This is a genomic window from Chitinophagales bacterium, assembly GCA_017303835.1.
Classification (GTDB): domain Bacteria; phylum Bacteroidota; class Bacteroidia; order Chitinophagales; family Chitinophagaceae; genus JAFLBI01.
Genome location: JAFLBI010000001.1, coordinates 2761511 through 2784567, shown reverse-complemented (window position 1 = coordinate 2784567; position 23057 = coordinate 2761511). Strand labels below are relative to the sequence as shown.

Below are 23057 nucleotides of genomic sequence, written 5' to 3'. Positions count from 1 at the left end.
TGCAGCATGAAGCAGGAGAATCTTTATGTCCATTATGGTTGTGGCGTAACCGCGCCAGATAATTGGCTCAATTTTGATGCAACACCCACACTGCGCATACAGAAGATACCTATTATCGGCAAACTGCTTGCATCCAGCCTGAAAGGCTTAACCTTCCCGGATAATATCTTGTATGGGGATATTGTAAAAGGCCTGCCCATTGCAAACAATTCCTGTAAAGCCATTTATTGTTCACATGTTCTGGAACATTTGAGCAGACAGGATTGCGTGATTGCTCTACGAAATACATATGCGTTACTTCAATCCGGTGGCATATTTAGATGCGTTTTACCTGACCTTGAAAAATATATCGTTCGCTACCAATCTGATAAGATTGCTGGTAAAACAAACGCAGCAGATATTTTCATGGAAGGATCTTATTTAGGGATACCACAACGCTCAAAAGGTCTTAAGAACAGACTAATTGAAGCTTATGGCAATTCGCATCATTTGTGGATGTGGGATGAGGTGTCATTGCAGCACGAATTACAAAATGCTGGCTTTACACAAATACGCAGATGCGAGATGGGGGACTCCTCAGAACCAGCATTTAAGACTGTAGAAGCGCCAAGCAGATTTATAGATCACTTGGCTTTTGAATGTATTAAGTAAGATTATTTTTCGCAACCACCATCATCTTATTCCGAATCTTTACTACAGCGAAGAATAGCTTCACCATTGGCAGTGCAATGGATACCAGCCAATCGCGCTTTAAAATTTTCTTGAGATAAAAAGCATATGGAAAACTCATTTCATGAAACTGTTGAATACTAACAGGCTGTAATTGAAATTGTGTTAAGAGCTTACGCATATCCTGCTTACTGAAGATTTGTTTGTGCCCAAAACGGTGGCTGGAATACAAATCATGTAATAAACCCTTCCATCGTCCCTCACTTAAACGGAATAACCATTCGCCTGAACGATGGTAGAATCCATCCCTGCAGGGCGTATCAATAAACAAGTATCCACCCGGTTTCAGTAATCGCTGAATAGATTGCATCAGCGCTACAGGATCATTCACATGCTCCAGCACATCCCATAACACAATCACATCAAAAAAACCGGCATAGCGTTCTTGCCAGTACGCATCCTGTACCGGCAAATCATTGATATTACTTAGACCAAGTACTTCTTTCGCATACAATAAGTACTGCTTATCCAATTCAATACCATAAGCATCAAAACCTTGTTGAAGCATGGAGCGTAGAAACAATGCACCGCCAAAACCAATGTCCAGCAAAGTGCCCTGCTGCTTATGCTGCAATACAGTAGCGATGTGGTGATCAAATCGGTGCGGGTTGCTCTGCAGTTTTTCTTCGATGTAGCGAATGGCTTTTTCATCTAATACTGTCGACTCAGAATGCGCAGAGAGGCCTGCATATTCATCGTCTTTGTAATCCGTATAGTGAAATCCACAATGCTGGCAAACGACCACATTGGCCATACGCAATCGATAGCGGATGGTATTACCACCGCCACCACAGAGTTTACAAATGGAATGATCAAATTGCATCAGAGATGTCGGATCAGTCTTGCCGGATTACCCGCATACACCCCCGGTTCTTTGATATCCTTGGTTACTACTGCGCCTGCACCAATCACTGTATTGCTACAAATGGTGACGGGCAGAATGGTTGCGTTGGAACCAATGGATACTTTATCGCCAATATAGGTGGAATGCCATTTAGAAGGCTCACCGGCTGGTCCGCCGTTTGCAAATGTATCGTTTACAAACATTACTCCGTGACTGATAAAGCAATCCTCACCAATATGAACACCCGTACAGAGAAAACTATGCGATTGAATACGGGTTCTGTCGCCCACCGTTACGCCTTTCTGGATTTCTGTAAAAGGACCAACAAACACTTCATTACCTAGTGTACACTCGTACAAATTGACCGGTGCCACGATAGTAACATTTTCACCAGTGACTACATCTTTCACGCCGGATTCTTTTAATTGTATGGACATAACCCTGAGTTTATGCAGGTAAGTTACAATGGTGCAGGCGAAAAAAATCTGCGAAAAATCAGTTTACTGTAAAGGGATTTGCTGCATAATTTGCTCAATCAAGGCAACGGTTTTAACAGCATCAACATTACTGAGTATAGAAAGGGGTTTCCCCTGCCAAGCAGCAAGCACTGCATCATAGACCTGATCATGGTGACTCATAGAGCCTTCATAAAAGCCATATTGATGATTGGGTGCGTTTGTATTAGTGTAATCAACTTCTTCTCCATCAATCACCGCCCAATCTATTGTATTCAAATATTGTCCGCCAATCTTCACCATACCTTTGCTTCCATAGATAGCTAAACTACCTTCTGCATTTCTTTGCACTGCATTCACGGAATACTGCATCGAACCTATTGCACCGGATTGCGCTTGCAATTGCACCAATCCCTGATCTTCAAAAGCAATCAAACCTTGGTGCTGCACATTGCTTCTATAACCACCCAGCACCTGCATATCCCCCAATAACCATAGTAGTATATCAATGAAATGACTGAACTGTGTATAGAGAACACCGCCATCCAGATCTGCACTACCCCGCCAAGCATTCTGCGCATAATAAGCCGCATCCCTGCACCAGATAGCACTTAACTGGAACTGCAGGATTTCACCCAATTTCCCTTCTTGCAACCATTGCTTTACTTGTTGCACTGGCTGATTAAACCGATTTTGCTTCACTACCCAAATCTGCTTACCAACGCTTGTTGCAGTTGACAATATACTTGCCGCATCAGCACTGCTAATGGCCATCGGCTTTTCGATGAGTACATGATGACCGGCTTGTAAACATGCAATAGCTTGCCTGGCGTGATATCCATTCGGTGTGGCGATGACAAAAATATCTATAGCTAGTTCTGCTTGCAGGAGTGTATTCAATGAGGTAAACAAAGGCACCGTATCACCAACCAATTTCTTTGCCTTATCAGCATCAATATCACATACTGCCACCAACAGTCCTACACGATTGATTTGTTGTAAGTGCCTTGCGGCGATATGACCGCAACCAATGAGTGCAAAGCGTGGTGAAGATTCCATGTTTATTGAAAAATGGATGCAGCTTTCTCCAGACTTTCCGGTTTACCCACATCGAACAATAATCCGCCGGTATGGTCAAAGCCTTTGATGATTTGCTCTGCACAAATATCCAGATATACATCCACCATAGAAAACTTACCTGTTCTATGGATATGTTGAAACAATTGCGCATTGATCACATGCACGCCACTGAAAGCAGCAGGATGCAAGGGCGATCGTTCGCGCATAATTTTTTCTTCGCCGGTTTTGGTATTGGTCCAGCCCGACAAGCGTTCAGCTACATCAAATAAAAAAAAGCGAGAGCTCTCTCTTTGTGTAGTTGCCAGCGTAGCCAAAGCACCACTCTGCTGGTGGTGTTGAATCATTTTATTTAAATCCAGATCAGTGAGGATATCTGCATTCATCACCACAAAATCTGTTTCGCCTGCAAAAAAAGGCTGCGCTTTTACTAAGCCACCACCCGTTTCTAATACTGCGTCTGACTCATCAGAAATTTGCACATCGGACCCCCAGCCTTGGTTTTCATGAATCGCATTAATGATCTGCTGGGCAAAATGATGCACATTCACCACCACATCACGAATACCCGCTTGCTGCAGGTATTCTATATTTCTTTGCAGTAGTGACTTACCATTCACCACCGCCAATGCTTTGGGGTGATGATCTGTCCAGGGTTTGAGTCTGGTTCCGAGTCCGGCAGCAAGTACGAAAGCTTTCATCGTGTTGGCAGTCTATTGTTTCTGGTTACTGGTTTATTATCCAAAAGGTATCACCAAGTCCATATAATAGCCTAAGCGGCTCGAGTATATGGAAAAAATCAATGTTGCACCTAAGATACAGGATTCAATAGTTTCCCTGCGCATATGGATTACTGAAGTCGTTAATATCTCGCAGGGTCCTTTACAAGAGACCCTGCGTGGACCATATCGTCTTAGCGAAACTTAGCGTCTTAGCGCTAGTCCGCCTAAGCTTAGCGATGGCGGACCTTTGCGGTTAAAGCAAGAGCTATTCTCATAGAGCAAGAAGTGTGCACATGCATGTATCACTAACCAGCAACAAGCAACTACTAACCACAAACCCATTACCCCTTCATCCAATTATCTTGATTCGTATGCGTCAGCTGCACTTTTAATTTATACTTATTCTTTAGATGTCGGGCCGTTTGCTCAGCCGCATACACACTACGGTGCTGTCCGCCTGTGCAACCAAAATTGATTTGCAGATTGCTGAAACCACGATTCAGGTAATCTTCTATCGTAATATCAATCAAATCCCACACAGAATTCAAAAACTCATTCATACGCGTACGCTGCTCCAGAAAATCCATCACCGTCTTGTCCTTACCACAAAGTGTTTTATACTCATCAAATCTGCCCGGATTAAGGATGCCGCGCATATCAAATACAAAGCCTCCGCCATTTTCACTTTCATCAGCAGGAATGCCTTTGCGATAGCTAAAGCTGTTAATCACTACTTGTAAAGGTGTATCTGCAGTGGCTTGCGGTGGCGTAAATCTTTCGATGATCTCATCAGACACCACGATGCGTAACATGCGATCAAACTCGGGCGTAACAATTCCTACCCGCTTATGATCGAGGAAAAATTTCAGGTTACGCAAGGCCAATGGAATGCTGGATAAGAAATGTGCTTTACGCTCAAATAAACCACGGAAACCATATGCACCCAGGACTTGTAACAAACGAATGAGGACATAGCCATTGTACTGACTAACAAAAAGGGTTCTATCAACAGGGTGCTCCAGCAACCCATCAATCTGATCCATGTAATAGTTGAGGAGATTGTCTTTCCATTCTTCACTCAGCTCAGCTTTGGCTTGCCAAAGCAAGGAAGCAACATCATATTGCAAAGCACCACGCATACCCCCTTGGAAATCGATGAAGCTTACGCTACCATCCTTTACAATAATGTTCCTACTTTGAAAATCGCGGAACATGAAATATTTGTATTCAGTTCTGGTGAGGTAGGTACTCAATACATCAAAATCATCCAGCAATGCCTGCTTATCGTAAGGCATGCGGAGTGTATCGAGGAAATAGTATTTGAAATACAACAAATCGCTTAGGATGGCCTGCTTACCAAATTCCTTCGCCGTCAAACACCAATCATAATTCAAACCTTCATGCCCTTTGATTTGCAAGTGTGCGAGTTCTTTCAAACTTTGCTGAAACAGTGCATAGCTCGCATCATTCTTACCCAGCTGCTCTAATTTATCGAGCAGACTTTCCTGACCAAGATCCTGCTGGATATAGATTGTATGTTCTTCATTCATGCAGAATACCTGCGGTACAGGCAAACCCAATGCATTGAAATGATTGCTGAACTTGATGAATGTATTATTCTCTTTTACATTAAGATTCCAAGTGGCGATAAAAGTTTCTTTGCCTGCATAAATGCGGAAATACACCCTATCACTACCGCTTTGTGGCAGCTTCTCAATACGATCTGCTTTTTTTTGTGCGTAGGACTGAAATAACTGATCAATACCGTTGATCACCGCTTCCATAAATCACTTGTTTCGGGCGAAAATAGCGCATTAGCGCTGCTTGCGACTGATAAAATACAAGGGAATACCCAGACCGGCAATGAGCATACCGAATGCTGCATTGATGAGGTGACTCTTGCCTTCCTGATACAAACGAATATCCGTGTACAAAGTAGCCACTAAGAACACCGCTGTAAACACCACAAAGAGGATGGTTGGCCATGGATAAGCCCATACACGATAGGGCCTTGCAGCATCCGGCATGGTTCTGCGCAAGCGGATGATACCCCAAGCACTCATGCCATAGAAAAACCAGCTCACAAAAATGAGCATATCGGTAAGCATATCGAAAGAGCCACTGAATATGAGTAAGATAGACCAACCCGCATTTAACCACAATGCATTGCCCGGTGTTTGATAGCGCGGTTGCACTTTACCCACCCAATTCAATCGATCACTTGCCTTACCCAAAGCAAATGTGACGCGTGCGGTAGATAGAATATTGGCATTAGTAGTGCCCAGCGTAGAAAGAATCACCAGCAAAGCAATCAAGCCACCGCCAATGGTACCCAACGCAATCTTGCCAGCATCTGAAGCAACAAATGAAGACTGTGTCATAGCACTCAGCGGCAGCACATAGACAAATGCCAGATTGATTAATACATAAATGCTGATACAAGTAAGTAACCCTAACAAAAGACTTTTAGGAATGTGTCGTTGCGGCTCACGCACTTCTCCAGCAATAAACGTGATATTATTCCAACCATCATAAGCCCAGAATGCTCCGGCCATTGCGGCCATGAAAGCCGTTAACCAATTGAGTTCTGTAACAGTGGTAGACTGCAGATTCGTCCAATCACCTTTCCCAGAAAACAGAATACCCAACACCACCAACACAATGGCCAATACCTTGAGTGCCGTAAGGATTCTTTGTAAACCACTACCATAATGCACACTGAAATAATTGATAGCAGTAAACAATACAACCAGAAAAATGGTGAGCGATTTTACGCCAATATTTTCCAATGGGTAGATAGCACCAATCAACGGAATAGGGATATGCAATGACTGCTCTATTGCTTGACTGAATCTAGGCAGCTGCACAAAATATTCCGTGTACTGTGCGCAGACATAGGCGATAGAAGCATTGCCTGCTGTATTGAACACCGCAAAAGCCGACCATCCATACACAAAAGCAAATCCTTCACCATACATTTTTTGAAAGAATATGTATTGTCCGCCCGTTTCCGGAAACATGGCAGCAGCTTCTGCATTACTCAACGCGCCGAATAAAGTAATCAAGCCAGCGACTATCCAAACCAATATCAACAACCATGCTGAGCCTAGCTGTCCGGCCATCACCGCAGGTTTCATGAATACACCGGAACCGATCACGCTGCCCACTACAATGGCATAAGTAGCTTTGAAAGACAATGTGCGTTGGAGTTGGGACATGCTTAGGACAGGCGTTTTCTAATAAACCGATTACTTCTTTTAAAATGGGCAATGCCTAAGATAATAATCTGTTCGCCTGAAACAAGAAAAAAGATTCTGAAAGGAAAATGTGGCACTCGTGCACTTCTTACAGCTGCATGTACAAAACCATAGCTTAGAGGGTTATTTTGAATATGCTCAATCTTTGAGATAACAGTACCGTAAAATCTTTCAACGAGTGGGACGGACTGTTGCGCGTAGAAATTAACCGCTTCATCTATATCAAGAAAAACAATTGGCTTAACGATGATCTTAAAAGCCATACTTATCTCTGAAATACTGCTTCAACTGATATAAAGTCAATCCTTCATCAGGCTTGGCCTCATGCATCATCAATCTTTCCTGCGCAAAGGCAATCTCGTCTTTGCTTATTTCAGGCATATCCTGCTCGATACTATTCCATAAAGCTTCTGCCAGTTCCAGCTTTTCTTTAACGGGTAGTGCCAATAATGCGTTCTTATCGTATGACCGTTCTGCCATCACTTCAAATATACTAATTACCTAAAACAATTTTCCCTGCTCGCCCGGCCTTCTAAAATCAGCCGTATTCAAGTGCCACTCCTCTGCATTCATACCATATAATTTTCCATACTTCTTGTATTGCTGCGCCACCATCGTGGCGATATGTCCCTCACCACGCATCCGCACACCCCAGCGGGAATCATTCACTTTGCCATCATGGCTTTGCTCTATCAGGTGCCAAACCTTATCTGCCCTATCGGGGAAGTTTTTATACAACCAATCATGGAATAACAACTTAATAGCACCATTCAAGCGAATAAATGTATACGCCGTGAATGTAGCACCATGATCTGCCGCAGCTTTCATGATACGTTGCATCTCGTGCTCATTCAAGCCCGGTATCATCGGGCCCATCATCACGCCCATGCGCACGCCTGCTTTACTAAGTTCTTCAATCACGCGTAGCTTTTGTACAGCGGTGGTGGTTCTGGGTTCCATCATACGCCTTAGTTCTTCATTGAAGGAAGTGATGGATACCATTGCAGATACAATGCGCTTCTTCGCCATTTCCTGCAACACATCTTTATCGCGCAGTATCCAGGCATTTTTAGTGAGGATGCCTACGGGCTGATTGAATTCATTGCAAACTTCCAGCAAGCCACGTGTTAAGCGATAGGTCTGTTCTGCAGGCTGATAACAATCTGTATTGCCACTCAACATGATGGGTGTGCATTGCCATTTAGGATGCATCAAAAATTTACGCAGTAACTGTGGCGCATTCTGCTTCACCAGTATCTTTTGTTCAAAATCGAGTCCCGCGCTATAACCCCAGTATTCATGCACATTCCGCGCATAGCAATAAATACAACCATGCTCACACCCTGCATAGGGATTCATACTATAACTCATACCTACATCAGGACTCTCCACTTTATTGACAATAGATTTAGCCTGTACATGGATGTACTGCGTGCGAAGATTATCCTCATTCCACTCATCAATGGCTTCAATATGTTCTTTGGACAATTCCGTTTCCAAAAAACGGTTGCGTGTATTGAACTGGGCGCCTCTGCCATTACGGTAAGGCATGGCATCATCCTGCTGCTGTGCTTTCACCGGCACAGCATCTTTTTTTAGTGGGGGCTTCATAGCAGTTAGAATATTTCGAAGAGTCCGCCCTGCACCACTTGTTGTTGCTTTCCTTCCAGTGCAAAGCGTTCTAGGATGTGATAATGCTTTTCGCTCAATCGCCTGCGCATTAGCAACACTTCCTTCGCCAGAAACATACCACTGAAAAACTGATGGCGGTAAGCCTGCCATGCCTGTTCATATTGCCAGGGCAATAATTTTCTGGCGATGGTGAGGTGTGGCTCGGTGATGAAATGTGGCTTGTATGCAGCATCATAATACAAGTATTTTCCATGTTGGCGCAATGCTTTTACCAAAGACACGATGGCTGTTTTTGTTTTCACCTGCAGGTAGATACTATGGGTAGGAAAACTGCCATAGTTTTCCAGTGTTGCGGTAAAGGGTTTGTGCTCTGAAACTGTTCGGGCAATACGCCTGAGCCAATTCGGCTCCGACCAAATACGCTGTACAATTTTTGCTAGAACAATTTGTGGCTGACCAAAACTTGCTGCCGGACAATCATACGCTCTTGCAAAAGCCTGCTTCTCCTGCATGATGCGATTGAATAAATCTTCATGCGGTTGTACTACCAGCAAATATTCCGCTACAGCAGAACCGGGTAATTCCAATATGGTTGCTGTCTCCATAGCGCTAAGCAGCGAGGTGAAACAATTGAATACATTGATACGCATCAAACGCATGCTCCCTGCGCAATACCACTAATTCCTTGATGGTACAGCTGGCGTGAAAATCCTGTTGCGCGTATAAGGACAGCATTTGCTGATACGATTCCGGCACAATATGTTCTGCTACGGGCAGGTGCGGCCGCTGCACAAACTGCATGGGTGGCGCATCATCGCTGCGGATATACTGATCAATCACCTGCAATTGCCGAATAAACTGCTGGAAAGGTGTATGATCCTGCACACGCAGGTAAATCATGTGCGGCGGAAAACCACTGTAGTTATTCAATTCTGCAGTAAACGCTTTCTGCGATGCTACAATACGGTGCAGCCAACGCAATAAAGTCGGTTCCATTTCCGGTCTGGCTTGAAAAGCAGCCAGTGTAAGCTGGGGCTGCTGTGGTAAACTGGCACCCGATGGAAAATGCTGCAATAATTCACGGCCTGCTGCGTGCACTTGTTCCTGCAGGGCAGCATCAGTTCTGAATGCCAGCAAGTACTCACTACTGTGGCCATAAGATTGCTTGTTCAGCGCATGCGTTGATTGGTACAAACCCTCCATAAACAAAATTTGTTAGCATGAAAATACTAAATAATTTAGCATAACAAAATTAATTTTATGGAAGGGAAGCGTATTTACCGGGCTGCCTATACAGGCGACAAGAAATTTATTCAGCAAGACATACCCAATGCCAATGCCACAGGTTTTGGGGCTGCCGCCGATGATTATATGGAAAGAGGCATTGACCTGAACGAAATGTTGATCCGCAACAAACCAGCTACTTTCTTTTTCCGCATGAACAACGATGCCATGCTGGGTGCGGGTATTTGCAGCGGAGACATCCTCATTGTAGACAGAAGCATCAAAGCCTTCTCGGGAAAAATTGTTGTGGCCACACTGAACGGCGAAATGCTGATTCGCAGATTATTCAAAGACTTCAATCGTGTACGACTGGTTCCGGAAAACGGTAAGATGGCCACGATTGATGTAGACCCTTTTGCTGCCTTTAGTGTGTGGGGTGTGGTGACGCATCATATTCATCCGCATTGAAAACATCAAACCATGAGCCTTCCCCGCGGACTGAAGTCCGCGGAAATAAAACAAATACATTACCGTAGACTTTAGTCTACGGAGAAAACAGAAAAGACTAAACAATAAAATCACCAGGACCTCCCGCGGACTGAAGTCCGCGGAAATAAAGCAAACACATTACTGTAGACTTTAGTCTACGGAAGAAAACGGGAAGTCAAAATAATAAATCCAATCTCTTCCGCTGACTAAAGTCAGCAGAAATGAATAAAGAAGCTTATCAATCATAATAAATAACTAGCATATGGCTTACCTGAAAGTATGGATCCATTACATATGGACAACGAAATATAAGGAGCCTCTTATCAAGCCAGTACTACTCTACCCTTTGATTCAGCATATGTATCGCTATGCAAAGAATAAGTCCATCTATATCGAATCAATCAATGGATATACAGACCATATGCATGTATTAGTCAGGTTAAACAGTACACAAACGATTGCCCAAACAGCGCAGTTATTAAAAGGAGAAAGCGCAAGATGGTTAAATAATCAAGCAGCCGCCAATAATCAACTATTCAATGGTATCCTATTTGAATGGCAGCGATCTTACTATGCTTTGTCCGTCGGGGAGGTCGAACTAAAACGAATTAAACGATATATCAGGAATCAGGAGCTACAGCATACACTTAAACAACTCGGAATAGCGTACGCATACGCAGAAGACATGGTAAAGAAGAAGAAAATAGAACCATCGTAGAATATTTCCGCAGACTAAAGTCTGCGGCAGAAATCAAAAAGACCAAACAACAAATCATCAGGCCCTCCCGCGGACTGAAGTCCGCGGAAATAAATCAAACATATTACCGTAGACTTCAGTCTACGGAATAGAGAAAGCGTTGAAGAGAAAAATACTCAAATATCAATACCATTGAAAGCCATCGTCGATTGTAACAGCTTCTATTGTTCCTGCGAACGCCTCTTCAGACCTGATCTGTGGAACAAGCCCGTTGTAGTGCTCAGTAATAACGACGGCTGCATTGTTTCCAGAACAGATGAGGCTAAGGCCATCGGCGTAGGGATGGCCGCACCTTTCTACCAGAACAAAGCCATCATCGAACAACATGATATTGCCGTATTCTCTTCCAACTATCATCTCTATGGCGATATGAGCTGGCGCGTGATGGAAACCCTGCGTATGCTGATGCCACCCGGTGCAGTAGAAGTGTATTCTGTTGATGAAGCGTTTCTGGATATGTCGCACATACCAGCTGCGCAGCTGCAACAAAAATCACTAGAGATAAAAAACACTGTAGAGATGTGGACGGGCATCAAAGTGTCCATCGGCGTAGCACCTACCAAAGTGCTGAGCAAAGTAGCGAACCGACTTGCCAAAAAGCATAAAGAAGCAACCAACTGTGTACTCGTACTGGATACCCCCAACAAACTCAAGAAAGCACTGGAGCAAACACCCATCGGTGATGTATGGGGCGTGGGCGGCCGCTACGCATATAAACTATTAAATCATCATGGCATCAGTAACGCCTGGCAATTACAACAAATGCCGGAAGCCTGGGCCAAACAACATCTCGGTGGTGTGGTGGGCGTTCGCCTGATCAGAGAACTGAACGGAGAACCCTGCATTGAAATGAAAGATCCACTGGAGAAGAAAAAAATGATTGCCACCACCCGCATGTTTGGCATTCCGGTGTTTGATCTGCAACCACTCAAAGAAGCCGTAGCTACCTATACTGCACGCGCTGCAGAGAAACTACGCAGGCAATACAGCGCTGCTTCTTATATCGATGTATTCGTTGTTACCAATGAAAGAAAAGAACAAGCATACACGTATAATCCGCAATCCAATCACCGCTATGTATCCCTGCCCAACCCTACTGCAATTACCGGAGAACTCATCAAATATGCTGTTCCATTGGTAGAACAACTCTATAGAAAAGGACCCAAGTATTTGAAAGCTGGTGTAATACTGGGCGGGATTGTGCCGGACAGTTCATTACAAGGCAATTTATTTGTGCCGCCGCAATCCAACAAACAAAGATTACTGATGAGTGCTATCGACAACATCAATTTTAGCATGCGCGATGATTTGCTGAAATATGCCACCAGCGGTACTACACGAAACTGGAAAATGCGCCAGGAAATGCGCAGCAAACGATATACCACGAGGTGGGATGAGTTGTATGAAATAGGATAGACAATGATTGAATGATAGAATGATAGAATGAGTGGATGAGAGAATGAATGAATGATTGATTGAATGATTGAATGATAGAATGAGTGGATGAATAAATGAATGAGTGAATGAGCAATACCCGCTAATCAAACAAGCCCTTTTGCATGGGTTGTTCTTGTACAAATTGTGGCACTTGTAATTGTAATCCGCAAACAGCATTCAATTGCTTGATAAGATAAGCAGCCAAAACAGGCGAATGTGCTTCTTCAGGCTGATGCACAAAAAAGTATAGCTCTTCCAACCCTTGTAACAGCCATTGCTGTATACGCAACACCCATGCATCAATACGCGCATAATCAGTAGGATGCAGATTATTCCCTACAAAACGAATAAATGCTTTTGGAATAGTGAGGTGCATATGCAGGCAATCTTTTCTTCCAACTGTATCGGTAATAACCAAACCCATACCCAATTGTCCGAGTGTATCTGATACAAGCGGTGATAATTACTGAATAAAAAAAGAAGGGTGTCGCAACTCCACAAAGAGCGGAAGATCGCCTGGCAAACTGTGTAGAAAATTACTGATAACAGTCCACTGCTGAAAACCCATTTGCGGATGCGGCATCAAAAAAATAGGCCCTAAATTATTTCCCAAGCAAGTAATACTCTGTAAAAAAAGATCAACCAAATCATCGCATTGCTGCAATCGCTTGATATGCGTAATCACTTCAGGAAACTTGGGACAAAAACGAAACTCCGCTCCCACTTTACCCTTCCAGCCGAGCACCTGTTGCTCAGAAGGAATTCGATAAAAAGTTCCATTGTGCTCAACCGTATTGAAGAGACGTGCATAAGCTTTTAAGAAATCTGCAGACTTAGTACCCTTTGGATAAATGGTTCCAACCCAATCGGTATTCCCCCATCTTACACTTCCCACATATGCCTTAGGTGCAATAGTTGGCTTTCCAGACAATATGCGGGAATTGCTTACTGGTTCTACCGGCAGCGACAAATCAAGCCGATCCAATATGGCAGGTGTAACTCTTCCAAATTCCATACAACGCTTTCTACCGTAAACTTAACCAATCATCCAACAGATTGTTGCACAGCCAAAAAATCCAAGTACATTTAACCTACAACCAACGCACATGAAAAAGATTGTACTGCTTGCCTGCAGCATACTCTTGCTGACACAGCTATTCGCCCAAAAGACCATCGCCGTTAAATGCGGCAAACTATTCGATAGTAAAAATGGCGTAATGCTGAGTGATCAAATCATTCTGGTAAAAGGCAATCAGATAGAACAAGTAATCGGGAATGCAAATATCAAAGAACTAAAAGCAGATTCTTTGATTGACCTGAGTGGCTATACTGTTTTACCCGGACTCATCGACTGCCATGTGCATGCACTATTACAAGGCGATACCACCGCAGAACCCTACTACACACAATTACTACGCGAAAGTGTTCCGTTCAGAACACTACGTGCTGCCAAAAGCCTACAAACATCCTTGCTGAACGGCTTTACTACCGTGCGCGATCTAGGTACGGAAGGAGCAGGTTATGCGGATTATGATTTGAAGAAAGCCATTCAGCAAAGCATTATTCCTGGTCCGCGCTACTTAATTGCAAGCCTCGCTATTGCTACTACTGGACACTATCTACCCAGTGAAAAAGATTTTGACTGGGTACAATTACACCTACCCAAAGGCGTAGAAGAAATTACCGGCGCTGATGAAGGCCGACGTGCAGTACGTTCACAAATTGCGCATGGGGCAGATTGGATCAAGATTTATGCTGACCGCGCTTATTACATGGATGCAAATAAAAACTATCGCAGTCTACCCAATTTCACTACCGAAGAAATCATGGCTATTGGCGATGAAACCGCCAAGCATAGAAAGAAAATGGCTGCTCACGCTGTTTGCAGAGATGGCATTCTCGCCGCTATACAAGCAGGAGCTACTTCTATAGAACATGGATTTGGTATGGATGATGAATGCATTCGTGTGATGGCAGAGAAAAAAGTGTACTGGTGTCCTACCATCTACGTGAATGAATTGGTTGGACCTGCAAGAGCTGCAGCAGGTAGCCCCATGAATGCACAATTCTCTAAAACATTGGCTGCGACTTTTCAAAAAGCGTTGAAAGCAGGTGTACCCATTGCTTACGGTACAGATATCGGTGGATACGAATGGCATTATCCGCAGGCACGCGACCTGCAATACATGGTACAATGGGGCATGACAGCTGCACAAGCCATTCAATCAGCCACCATTCATGCTGCTAAATTGCTCGACATGGAAGGCAAAGTAGGTGAATGTACCAAAGGCGCTTTCGCTGACCTGATTGCCGTAAAAGGAGACCCACTGCAACAGATTCAACTATTAGAGCAAGTACAATTTGTGATGAAGGATGGGAAAGTGTATAAGCAGTAGTCAGCGACGATCACTAACTATGATATTTGTTGCCTAGCTATTACGCTAATATTTTTATCTGTACTTTTTGGTCCCGCAAAAGCGGGATGTTCCACTTGCCCCAAAAAATAAAAAAGTTAGAAATACTTTTTGCTTAATTGATGTAAGATCAGCTTTGCACTATCGCTGAGCGGACCGCGAGTGCTGTCTTGCAGAAAATGTCTTTTGAATGCTTGCCTCGCTGCAACAGTATCTTTCATGTCATACCCAATGATGCGCAACGCAGTGATATGATTGAAACCGGCAGGTAAGGTATCAGTCATGGCAGGCACATCATACCACAGGCCAAAACCCTTATCTGCCAACTGTTTCCAAGGAAAGCGCCAGTTGGGATCATTCTTTCTGGTGGGCGCAATATCGCCATGCCCAATAAAATTGGTTGTAGGAATACTGTATGTACGCTTGAGCCTGTCGAGCAAAGCCAGCAGACTCGTGATCTGTCTTTCATCAAAATATTCAAACCCATTATTGTCCAGCTCAATACCAATACTATTGCTATTGATATCCGCTGCATTACCCCACTTGCTCACACCTGCATGATGTGCACGAAAAAAATCATTCAGCATATGATGCACAGTACCGTCGCGGCAGATAACATAATGCGCACTCACAGCAGTACGCCTGAGTGTAAACGTGCGCAAAGTTTCATCGCAACTATTCTGTGCAGTATGGTGAATGATCACATAACTGGGCTTACGCATGCTGAAATTCGTGGTACCCACCCATTCAGGTGCCATCGGTGTGGAATCTATTGGCGGAAACTGTAATAACTGTTTGGCAAAAGCCTTGACTTGTTGCTTATGCACTTTATTAGTAGCATGATATGATGAGCGACTACACGCAGCTACAACCAAAATCAATAAGAGTAAAGCACTGATTTGTTTCATGACTCAAAGATGCAGTTAAGGTTGATAAAAACGCCAGTTGGTAATAAAATCTCTTTTCAGGTTTTGTTTAATGAGAATGGCTCTCACCATCTCTACCGGGATATTGTTTTCTTGCAGCACTGCATCATGGAATTGCTTATAACTCATTTTACCGCTATCAACCAACTCTTTCTTCAATGCATAAAACTGAAAAGCACCGGTCATATAAGCCAACTGATAGAGCGGACCATATCCACCGGTAAATGATCGACGCACTTCTCCTTCAGCATTGGCACGTTCATGGCCTACCCTGTCTACCAGAAAATCGATACACTGCTGGGGCGTCCACTTACCTAGGTGATAATTCAGTGAGAAAATGATCCTGGCACAACGATGCATGCGCCAGAACAACATACCCACTTTGTCTTCAGGCGATTGGGGAAAGCCCATATCCCACAAAATAAACTCCCAGTATAAAGCCCAGCCTTCAGTCCAGAAAGGTGTCCAGAAATTACGGTATGATTTGTAGCGATCATTCATAAAACCTTGCAGGTGGTGTCCGGCAATCAATTCATGGTGCACGGTTGAACGAGAGAAATGCGGATTATTTCCACGCATACTCATGAGCTTGGCTTCCTGATCCATGGTATTGGTGGGATAAGAGATTTGAATCAATTCGCCACCTAAGAAAAATGGGCTCACCAATTGTTGTCGCGGGCTCATCATACTCATGCGCCAGGTTTCTTCTGCAATTGGTGGTATAGTGACCAAATCTCTTTTTTTGATGAAGTCAAGCGACTCATTGTACAAACGCAGAATCAGTTCCGGCTGATAACCTTCCGGCACATAGGTATTCTTTACTTTATCCAATGCTTTTTTCCAATCATCGCCAAAACCCATGGCTTTGCTAGCTTTCAGCATTTCCGCATCGCACCAGGCAAATTCTTTATTGGCAATATTGACCAGCTCTTCCGGTGTGTAAGGAATCATCTCATATTGCAATTGCTTAATCAGTTCTTCTCGACCAATCGGATTACCGATGATACCGCTACCATCATCCTTTTGTATTCCAACAGCAGTTTTGCTTTTGATCTGTGCTGCGTACACATTCAAACTACTATCCAAAGTCTTATATGGCTGGGGGATCCACCAGGTAAATGCAGGATCATAGCCATTGTAAAAATCAAATACAGATCGCAATGCTTGTTGCAAACCTTTCACCGCAGTTTCTGCAGTCTTGGCTACTGGCGCTTCAATACTTGATGGCAAGCTTTTACTCGCCTGTTGTACTGCTTTATGCCAAGCATGCATATCTGCAGCCAGCTTTGCAGCATCCAAGTGCTTGCCTCTTCTGCGTTGTTGCTCCAAAGTATATACCGGAGATGCGAAGCTGATTAAGTTATTAGCTAAGGCGAGGTTTTTGGCTTCTTCTTGTAAAAGCCTTAATTCATTATTGAGCTGACGCTGAAATAAGAGATAGTCTACTTGTCCGCCCACACTCATTTGCTCAAATGCCAATGCCTGCAGCTTCTTCAAGTAATCTTGCTGCAAGGTTTGCATCCGTTGATTTCTTTCCGGCGATGCGGGAATAGTATAAAAACGGGAAAGACTGCCTTTATCAGCTTCATAGTTCACCAGCAAGTGATGCACTTCACTGGTTTGTATCAATAAGGGATTGTTTTTCTGCGCAAGCGCAGTGATGGGCAGCAAGAGCAGCCAGCAAATCAGTTGTTTCATGTGAAGGGCTTGAGGAAGGAAATTACGAAGAAAGCCCTTGTTATTAATAAGATTGCTTAAAGTGTATCTCCTGTGTATGATAATAAGGGTAAGGCCTATTGGCAATTCTTGCAGGATTCCATTTGGGAGATTTCTTAACGATATCTAAAACGATTCTATCAAATGCAGGATGAAAAGGAACCAACAACTCTACATCCTGTACTTCTCCTTTTGTATTGACACAGAATTGTACAACAACCGTGGTTACATCTGTATTGACCAGCTCTATATTTTCAGGGAAATAAATCTTTGAGTTAAAATATTTCATCCAATTATTAATACCGCCGGGGAAATCTGCTGCAATCGTGAATGAGTCCGCATACGCATGGGTTTGTATTGATCCATTAGTAGCAATAAAATCTATCGTAGTAGCTTTTCCTCTATTGTAAATAACGCTGGCAGATTTTACACCTTCTTGATTATAGAAAACCCATTTGCCATGGCGAAGGCTGTCTTCCACATACCTACCGGTTGATGCTAAAGCACCATCATCAAACCATGAAACAGCAACACGATTGCCCGAATATCCATTCGACGAATCTGCTAAATAACCATTCCGATGCCAACTCTTTTGAATACCTGCTAGCTGATTTTCAGCATACAATGCTGAATCTGCTATCATGCCATTGCTATGGTAGCTTAACCATATTCCGCTCTTTCTACCATCTACATAATTCCCATCTGTCTTAAGTAGGCCATTGGAGTGGTATGTACGAAAATGTCCCTTATGGAACAAACAAAGACTATCAGCATATAGCGCTGATTCGACAACTATTCTGGAACTTAATAAAAGCCGCTGTTTAAGAAATCCTGAATCTGTTTTACTGATCACATTTGCATAAGTAGCCAGACCCCCATTGGACACTGGCTTTTCTTTATGATCTAAAAAGGCAATTTTCTCTTGTGCCATGCTTTTTAACATCAGCAAAGCACATGCTAGTATCAAGATCGAACGCATACAGCAACTTACATATTTCTTCGATATTGTCCACCCACTTCATAGAGTGCATGGGTGATTTGTCCCAATGAACAATACTTCACCGTCTCCATTAATTCTGCAAACAGATTACCATTATTGATGGCTACATCTTTGAGTCTGGCAATCATCTCTCCCTGCTTATCTGCATTGCGTTTCCAGAATGCATGCAGGTTTTGGATCTGTTGTTCCTTCTCTTCTTTGGTAGAACGAATGACTTCGTTAGGTACGGTAGTTGGACTACCATTCTTACCTAGGAAAGTATTCACGCCAACAATCGGTAATTCACCTGTGTGTTTCAAATGTTCGTAGTGCAGACTCTCTTCCTGAATCTTGTTACGCTGGTACATGCGTTCCATGGCACCTAATACACCACCACGTTCCGTGATGCGATCAAATTCAGCCAACACCGCTTCTTCTACCAGATCAGTCATCTCTTCAATCAGGAAAGAACCCTGAATAAAGTTTTCTGTTTTCGCAGAACCCAATTCCCTGTTGATGATGAGCTGAATGGCCATCGCCCTGCGCACACTTTCTTCCGTTGGTGTGGTGATGGCTTCATCATAAGCGTTGGTGTGTAGCGAATTACAGTTATCGTAAATCGCATACAAAGCTTGCAGCGTAGTACGGATATCGTTGAAATCAATTTCCTGTGCATGCAAAGAACGACCTGATGTTTGAATATGGTATTTCAACATCTGGCTGCGCTGATTGGCCTTATACTTATGCTTCATGGCTTTGGCCCAGATGCGTCTGGCCACGCGACCAATCACACTATACTCGGGATCCATACCATTGCTGAAGAAGAATGAGAGATTGGGTGCAAAATCATCTATCTGCATACCACGGCTCAAATAATATTCTACATAAGTGAAGCCATTGGCCAGCGTGAAAGCCAACTGTGTAATCGGATTGGCACCTGCTTCTGCAATATGATAACCGCTGATAGATACGCTGTAGAAATTGCGCACTTTCTGTTCAATGAAATACTGCTGTACATCGCCCATCAGCTTCAATGCAAACTCAGTAGAGAAGATACAAGTATTCTGTGCCTGATCTTCTTTCAGGATATCTGCCTGTACTGTACCACGCACTGATTGTAATGCTGTTGCTTTGCACTGTGCGTACACATCTGCGGGCAATACTTCATCGCCGCTAATACCTAATAAACGTAAACCAAGACCACTATTCCCTTCCGGCAAACGCTCCGGTGCTGAAGGATTGTAGTAAACAGGTTTGGGTAATTGCTGATATTTTTTATTCGCGTAAGCTTCTACTTTATCCCACAGCTTATTTTCTGTGATATACAATTCGCACTGCTGATCAATCGCTGCATTCATGAAGAAGGCTAAGATGATTGGTGCCGGACCATTAATCGTCATACTCACAGAAGTCTTGGGATTGCAGAGATCAAAACCGCTATAGAGTTTCTTCGCATCATCAACGGTAGCAATACTTACACCACTGTTTCCGATTTTACCGTAGATATCAGGACGATAATCCGGATCTTCTCCGTATAAAGTCACGCTATCAAACGCAGTTGACAAACGATGTGCAGGCTGACCCAAGCTCACATAATGAAAACGCTTATTGGTACGCTCAGGACCACCTTCACCAGCGAACATGCGTGTAGGATCTTCTCCATCGCGCTTCAGCGGAAATACGCCAGCAGTATAAGGGAAACTACCAGGCAGGTTTTCCTGCAATTGCCAATGCAGGATATCGCCCCAGTCTTTGTACTTAGGTAATACCACTTTAGGAATTCTTGTGCCGCTTAGGGATGTGCTTGTCAAAGGCTGACGAATCACTTTATCGCGCACTTTGTATTCAAAGAAATCAGCCGCATACTGTGCTTGGATAGCAGGCCAATTTTCAATTAAGGCTTTGCATTCTGGATGCAATTGCTGCTCGTATTGTTTTTTCAGTTCCTGCAGTTCAGGAATATTGCTGAGTGATTTTTCACCAATCACTGCGGTGATATGTCCCAACTTGGACGCAATCGCACACTGCTCTTTCGCCCAGTTATCGTAATTGCGGTTATTGTCTGCAATCTCTGAGAGATAGCGGACGCGTGCAGGTGGGATCACAGCCTGACTCACTTTCGCTGTTATCGAAAAACGGGATTCGCCGAAATTCACCCCTGTCTTCTCGGTAATCTTTTGCAACAGTAAAGTGAAGAGGTGATTCACCCCATCATCATTGAACTTGCTGGCCATGGTACCCATGATAGGCAGTTCTTCATCTTTGGCTGTCCACAAACCGTGGTTGCGTTTGTATTGCTTGCGCACATCGGCTAATGCATCCAATGCACCGGCTTTATCGAACTTGTTAATGCAGACCAAATCTGCATAATCCAACATATTGATCTTCTCTAACTGTGATGCTGCACCATATTCCGGCGTCATCACATACATGCTCACATCACAAAATTCCAGAATAGACGCATCGCTCTGACCTACACCGGCACTTTCCAGTATGATGAAATCAAAGCCTGCGGCTTTACAGATATCCAATGCTTCCAGCACATGCGCACTCAAAGCAGTATTGTCATCGCGTGTAGCAAGAGAACGCATATAGGCTCTGGGATGTGCGATGGCATTCATACGAATACGATCGCCCAATAAAGCACCACCCGTTTTTTTCTTGGATGGATCTACTGAAACAACCGCAATGGTTTTATCCTGAAAATTCTGGAGATAACGACGCACGATCTCATCTGTAACAGATGATTTACCTGCACCACCTGTACCAGTAATACCTAGCACTGGAATTTTGGCTTGCACTTTCTCTGCTCCTAGCCCATTTTCTGCATTGGTGATGAGTCGTGCTACTTTGCGCACATCTTTCACTTCACCCAAACCCATGGGCACTGCATAATTACCCTGACCGTTCAGTTGAAAATCGCACTGACGAATCACATCTTCAATCATGCCTTCCAATCCCATCTGACGACCATCATCCGGCGAATAGATTCTAGTGATGCCATATTTGTGCAACTCACGAATTTCTTCCGGCAAAATGGTGCCACCACCACCACCGAAGATCTTAATATGGCCACAACCGTTTTCTTCCAGCAGGTCTTTCATGTATTTGAAAAACTCTACGTGTCCGCCCTGATAAGATGTAATGGCAATACCCTGCACATCTTCTTCAATTGCCGCTTCTACGATTTCTTTCACACTGCGGTTATGCCCCAGGTGAATGATTTCAGCACCCTTGCTCTGCATGATGCGGCGCATGATATTGATGGCAGCATCGTGCCCATCAAACAAACTGGCTGCTGTAACAATTCTGACCTTATTATTCGGAGTGTAAGCCATAGCACAAAATTGGCTGCAAAATTACTGTTTTACTTACAAAAGTTAACATTCGTTAGTTTGGCTCGTGATGGCCTATTAATCAGTACCTTACGTAAAAAGCAAGCATGTCATTTCTGGTAGAAACACAGGGCGAGGGTGCCGCGCAAAGCATTGTGCTCAGAGATAGCAGTACTGGTTGTTCCGCCACTATTTTCCGATTTGGTGCATTACTAAATGCATTTAGTCTGCCAACAGTGAATGGCAGAATCAATATTGTGGATGGCTTTGCCGATGCAGCAGCTGCTATTGCCAATATCACCAAAGGCTTCAATGGTGCAAAGATCAATCCTTATGTGTGCCGGCTCCAACACGGGCAGTACCAGTTAGATCAAGATATCTATCAGGTAAGCAAATTTTTTCTACCCCCACATGCGATTCATGGACTCGTATATGACGCAGTCTATGATGTGCTTGAATTACATGCAGACACACACCATGCGGTAGTGAGGTTACAATACATTTATAAGCAGGAAGACGCAGGCTATCCTTTTGAATACAGCATTGAAGTGCGCTGGCAATTATCCGCGCATGCGCAATTATCTGTAACTACTACGGTGCAGAATTTATCAGATCGTGCTATCCCTATGACGGATGGCTGGCACCCTTATTTTACGCTGGGTGGCAGTATTGATGATTGCACATTACGCTTCGAAAGCCATACACAGGTGGTATTTGATGAAACATTGATTCCAACAGGCAAACTCAAAGCCGATCATCGCTTTACTGAAGGTGCTTTACTGAAGGACATCTTCCTCGATAATTGTTTCTTGCTCAATAATCCCGGACATAGTGCTTGCACTTTAGAGAATCAGCATTATCGCTTAACCGTACAGCCTGGCGCACATTATCCTTACCTGCAACTCTACACACCCGATCATCGCAAGAGTATTGCCATAGAGAACCTCAGTGCAGCACCGGATGCATTCAACAATGGGATGGGATTAGTCTTGTTGGCGCCAAAAGAACATCGCTCATTTACCACTGGTTATCACCTCCAGATATTGTAACTTCCGCTACCTTAA

General features: G+C 43.8%; 23 protein-coding genes. 6 read left to right on the top strand and 17 right to left on the bottom strand.

Annotation, left to right across the window (positions count from 1 at the left end):
* The first annotated feature begins 6 nt into the window (after window positions 1-6).
* The gene (locus J0L83_12685) at window positions 7-651 is read left to right on the top strand and encodes a methyltransferase domain-containing protein (GenBank protein ID MBN8665431.1); all 645 of its coding nucleotides are present in this window, start codon (window positions 7-9) and stop codon (window positions 649-651) included.
* On the opposite strand, the gene J0L83_12680 is transcribed toward J0L83_12685, so the two are convergent.
* From J0L83_12680 to J0L83_12630, 11 genes are all read right to left on the bottom strand, one after another.
* Window positions 644-1552 carry a class I SAM-dependent methyltransferase gene (locus J0L83_12680; protein ID MBN8665430.1) on the bottom strand — a complete coding sequence of 303 codons (909 nt, stop codon included), beginning with the start codon at window positions 1550-1552 and terminating at the stop codon, window positions 644-646. The genes J0L83_12685 and J0L83_12680 overlap by 8 nt on opposite strands.
* Window positions 1552-2010: an N-acetyltransferase gene (locus tag J0L83_12675; protein ID MBN8665429.1), complete on the bottom strand. Its 459-nt coding sequence runs from the start codon at window positions 2008-2010 to the stop codon at window positions 1552-1554. Before J0L83_12675 ends, J0L83_12680 begins: the two co-directional genes overlap by 1 nt.
* 63 nt (window positions 2011-2073) lie before the next feature.
* On the bottom strand, window positions 2074-3087 hold the full coding sequence (locus J0L83_12670) for a Gfo/Idh/MocA family oxidoreductase (protein ID MBN8665428.1): 1014 nt from the start codon (window positions 3085-3087) through the stop codon (window positions 2074-2076).
* Window positions 3088-3089: 2 nt separating this feature from the next.
* Window positions 3090-3806 (bottom strand): nucleotidyltransferase family protein, encoded by a 717-nt coding sequence (locus J0L83_12665; protein MBN8665427.1) that lies wholly within the window; start codon window positions 3804-3806, stop codon window positions 3090-3092.
* 362 nt (window positions 3807-4168) lie between these two features.
* Complete coding sequence (locus tag J0L83_12660) at window positions 4169-5611, bottom strand: phosphotransferase (GenBank protein ID MBN8665426.1); 1443 nt, start codon at window positions 5609-5611, stop codon at window positions 4169-4171.
* 30 nt (window positions 5612-5641) lie between these two features.
* Complete coding sequence (locus J0L83_12655) at window positions 5642-7045, bottom strand: amino acid permease (GenBank protein MBN8665425.1); 1404 nt, start codon at window positions 7043-7045, stop codon at window positions 5642-5644.
* Window positions 7046-7047: 2 nt separating this feature from the next.
* Window positions 7048-7347, bottom strand: a complete 300-nt coding sequence (locus J0L83_12650; GenBank protein MBN8665424.1) for a type II toxin-antitoxin system RelE/ParE family toxin — start codon at window positions 7345-7347, stop codon at window positions 7048-7050.
* Window positions 7337-7564 (bottom strand): addiction module protein, encoded by a 228-nt coding sequence (locus J0L83_12645; GenBank protein MBN8665423.1) that lies wholly within the window; start codon window positions 7562-7564, stop codon window positions 7337-7339. The genes J0L83_12650 and J0L83_12645 overlap by 11 nt, the downstream gene beginning before the upstream one ends.
* Before the next feature lie 21 nt (window positions 7565-7585).
* Window positions 7586-8695 carry a PA0069 family radical SAM protein gene (locus tag J0L83_12640; protein ID MBN8665422.1) on the bottom strand — a complete coding sequence of 370 codons (1110 nt, stop codon included), beginning with the start codon at window positions 8693-8695 and terminating at the stop codon, window positions 7586-7588.
* Window positions 8696-8700: 5 nt separating this feature from the next.
* Window positions 8701-9321 carry a 2'-5' RNA ligase family protein gene (locus tag J0L83_12635; protein MBN8665421.1) on the bottom strand — a complete coding sequence of 207 codons (621 nt, stop codon included), beginning with the start codon at window positions 9319-9321 and terminating at the stop codon, window positions 8701-8703.
* 4 nt (window positions 9322-9325) lie between these two features.
* The gene (locus J0L83_12630; protein MBN8665420.1) at window positions 9326-9919 is read right to left on the bottom strand and encodes a 2'-5' RNA ligase family protein; all 594 of its coding nucleotides are present in this window, start codon (window positions 9917-9919) and stop codon (window positions 9326-9328) included.
* Window positions 9920-9976: 57 nt separating this feature from the next.
* Here J0L83_12630 and umuD point away from each other — a divergent pair, with 57 nt between their 5' ends.
* The 3 genes from umuD (at window position 9977) to J0L83_12615 (ending at window position 12602) form a co-directional block, all read left to right on the top strand.
* Window positions 9977-10408 (top strand): translesion error-prone DNA polymerase V autoproteolytic subunit, encoded by a 432-nt coding sequence (gene umuD / locus J0L83_12625; protein ID MBN8665419.1) that lies wholly within the window; start codon window positions 9977-9979, stop codon window positions 10406-10408.
* A gap of 283 nt (window positions 10409-10691) precedes the next feature.
* Complete coding sequence (gene tnpA, locus J0L83_12620) at window positions 10692-11147, top strand: IS200/IS605 family transposase (GenBank protein ID MBN8665418.1); 456 nt, start codon at window positions 10692-10694, stop codon at window positions 11145-11147.
* 171 nt (window positions 11148-11318) lie between these two features.
* Window positions 11319-12602: a Y-family DNA polymerase gene (locus J0L83_12615; protein MBN8665417.1), complete on the top strand. Its 1284-nt coding sequence runs from the start codon at window positions 11319-11321 to the stop codon at window positions 12600-12602.
* A gap of 121 nt (window positions 12603-12723) precedes the next feature.
* Here the strand turns inward: J0L83_12615 and J0L83_12610 are convergent, their stop codons facing one another.
* Together J0L83_12610 and J0L83_12605 are read right to left on the bottom strand one after the other, a co-directional pair.
* Window positions 12724-13047, bottom strand: coding sequence for a DUF72 domain-containing protein (locus tag J0L83_12610; protein MBN8665416.1), 324 nt, complete (start codon window positions 13045-13047; stop codon window positions 12724-12726).
* A gap of 39 nt (window positions 13048-13086) precedes the next feature.
* On the bottom strand, window positions 13087-13638 hold the full coding sequence (locus J0L83_12605) for a DUF72 domain-containing protein (protein MBN8665415.1): 552 nt from the start codon (window positions 13636-13638) through the stop codon (window positions 13087-13089).
* 91 nt (window positions 13639-13729) lie between these two features.
* Between J0L83_12605 and J0L83_12600 the strand changes: the two genes are divergently transcribed.
* A complete protein-coding gene (locus J0L83_12600) occupies window positions 13730-15019 on the top strand; it encodes an amidohydrolase family protein (protein MBN8665414.1) in 1290 nt (429 codons plus the stop codon).
* A gap of 116 nt (window positions 15020-15135) precedes the next feature.
* Here the strand turns inward: J0L83_12600 and J0L83_12595 are convergent, their stop codons facing one another.
* Genes J0L83_12595 through J0L83_12580 form a run of 4 tightly spaced genes read right to left on the bottom strand, consistent with a single transcriptional unit; the run spans window position 15136 to window position 21996 of the window.
* Window positions 15136-15945 carry an N-acetylmuramoyl-L-alanine amidase gene (locus J0L83_12595; GenBank protein MBN8665413.1) on the bottom strand — a complete coding sequence of 270 codons (810 nt, stop codon included), beginning with the start codon at window positions 15943-15945 and terminating at the stop codon, window positions 15136-15138.
* A 15-nt stretch (window positions 15946-15960) separates the two neighbouring features.
* Entirely contained in the window at window positions 15961-17661 is a 1701-nt protein-coding gene (locus J0L83_12590) for a DUF885 family protein (protein ID MBN8665412.1), read from the bottom strand.
* A 43-nt stretch (window positions 17662-17704) separates the two neighbouring features.
* A complete protein-coding gene (locus J0L83_12585; GenBank protein ID MBN8665411.1) occupies window positions 17705-18658 on the bottom strand; it encodes an energy transducer TonB in 954 nt (317 codons plus the stop codon).
* A gap of 8 nt (window positions 18659-18666) precedes the next feature.
* Window positions 18667-21996, bottom strand: a complete 3330-nt coding sequence (locus J0L83_12580) for a methylmalonyl-CoA mutase family protein (protein MBN8665410.1) — start codon at window positions 21994-21996, stop codon at window positions 18667-18669.
* 104 nt (window positions 21997-22100) lie between these two features.
* Between J0L83_12580 and J0L83_12575 the strand changes: the two genes are divergently transcribed.
* Window positions 22101-23042 (top strand): aldose 1-epimerase, encoded by a 942-nt coding sequence (locus J0L83_12575; GenBank protein ID MBN8665409.1) that lies wholly within the window; start codon window positions 22101-22103, stop codon window positions 23040-23042.
* The last annotated feature ends 15 nt before the right edge of the window (window positions 23043-23057 follow it).

Excerpts from the sequence above, each read along its gene's own strand:
- J0L83_12575 (MBN8665409.1), top strand. The coding sequence starts at position 22,101 with ATGTCATTTCTGGTAGAAACACAGGGCGAGGGTGCCGCGCAAAGCATT.
- umuD (MBN8665419.1), top strand. The coding sequence starts at position 9,977 with ATGGAAGGGAAGCGTATTTACCGGGCTGCCTATACAGGCGACAAGAAA.
- J0L83_12655 (MBN8665425.1), bottom strand. The coding sequence starts at position 7,045 with ATGTCCCAACTCCAACGCACATTGTCTTTCAAAGCTACTTATGCCATT.
- J0L83_12645 (MBN8665423.1), bottom strand. The coding sequence starts at position 7,564 with ATGGCAGAACGGTCATACGATAAGAACGCATTATTGGCACTACCCGTT.
- J0L83_12580 (MBN8665410.1), bottom strand. The coding sequence starts at position 21,996 with ATGGCTTACACTCCGAATAATAAGGTCAGAATTGTTACAGCAGCCAGT.
- J0L83_12675 (MBN8665429.1), bottom strand. The coding sequence starts at position 2,010 with ATGTCCATACAATTAAAAGAATCCGGCGTGAAAGATGTAGTCACTGGT.
- J0L83_12610 (MBN8665416.1), bottom strand. The coding sequence starts at position 13,047 with ATGGGTTTGGTTATTACCGATACAGTTGGAAGAAAAGATTGCCTGCAT.
- J0L83_12605 (MBN8665415.1), bottom strand. The coding sequence starts at position 13,638 with ATGGAATTTGGAAGAGTTACACCTGCCATATTGGATCGGCTTGATTTG.
- J0L83_12660 (MBN8665426.1), bottom strand. The coding sequence starts at position 5,611 with ATGGAAGCGGTGATCAACGGTATTGATCAGTTATTTCAGTCCTACGCA.
- J0L83_12630 (MBN8665420.1), bottom strand. The coding sequence starts at position 9,919 with ATGGAGGGTTTGTACCAATCAACGCATGCGCTGAACAAGCAATCTTAT.
- J0L83_12650 (MBN8665424.1), bottom strand. The coding sequence starts at position 7,347 with ATGGCTTTTAAGATCATCGTTAAGCCAATTGTTTTTCTTGATATAGAT.
- J0L83_12670 (MBN8665428.1), bottom strand. The coding sequence starts at position 3,087 with ATGGAATCTTCACCACGCTTTGCACTCATTGGTTGCGGTCATATCGCC.
- J0L83_12685 (MBN8665431.1), top strand. The coding sequence starts at position 7 with ATGAAGCAGGAGAATCTTTATGTCCATTATGGTTGTGGCGTAACCGCG.
- J0L83_12595 (MBN8665413.1), bottom strand. The coding sequence starts at position 15,945 with ATGAAACAAATCAGTGCTTTACTCTTATTGATTTTGGTTGTAGCTGCG.
- J0L83_12680 (MBN8665430.1), bottom strand. The coding sequence starts at position 1,552 with ATGCAATTTGATCATTCCATTTGTAAACTCTGTGGTGGCGGTGGTAAT.
- J0L83_12665 (MBN8665427.1), bottom strand. The coding sequence starts at position 3,806 with ATGAAAGCTTTCGTACTTGCTGCCGGACTCGGAACCAGACTCAAACCC.
- J0L83_12600 (MBN8665414.1), top strand. The coding sequence starts at position 13,730 with ATGAAAAAGATTGTACTGCTTGCCTGCAGCATACTCTTGCTGACACAG.
- J0L83_12585 (MBN8665411.1), bottom strand. The coding sequence starts at position 18,658 with ATGCGTTCGATCTTGATACTAGCATGTGCTTTGCTGATGTTAAAAAGC.
- J0L83_12640 (MBN8665422.1), bottom strand. The coding sequence starts at position 8,695 with ATGAAGCCCCCACTAAAAAAAGATGCTGTGCCGGTGAAAGCACAGCAG.
- tnpA (MBN8665418.1), top strand. The coding sequence starts at position 10,692 with ATGGCTTACCTGAAAGTATGGATCCATTACATATGGACAACGAAATAT.
- J0L83_12635 (MBN8665421.1), bottom strand. The coding sequence starts at position 9,321 with ATGGAGACAGCAACCATATTGGAATTACCCGGTTCTGCTGTAGCGGAA.
- J0L83_12590 (MBN8665412.1), bottom strand. The coding sequence starts at position 17,661 with ATGAAACAACTGATTTGCTGGCTGCTCTTGCTGCCCATCACTGCGCTT.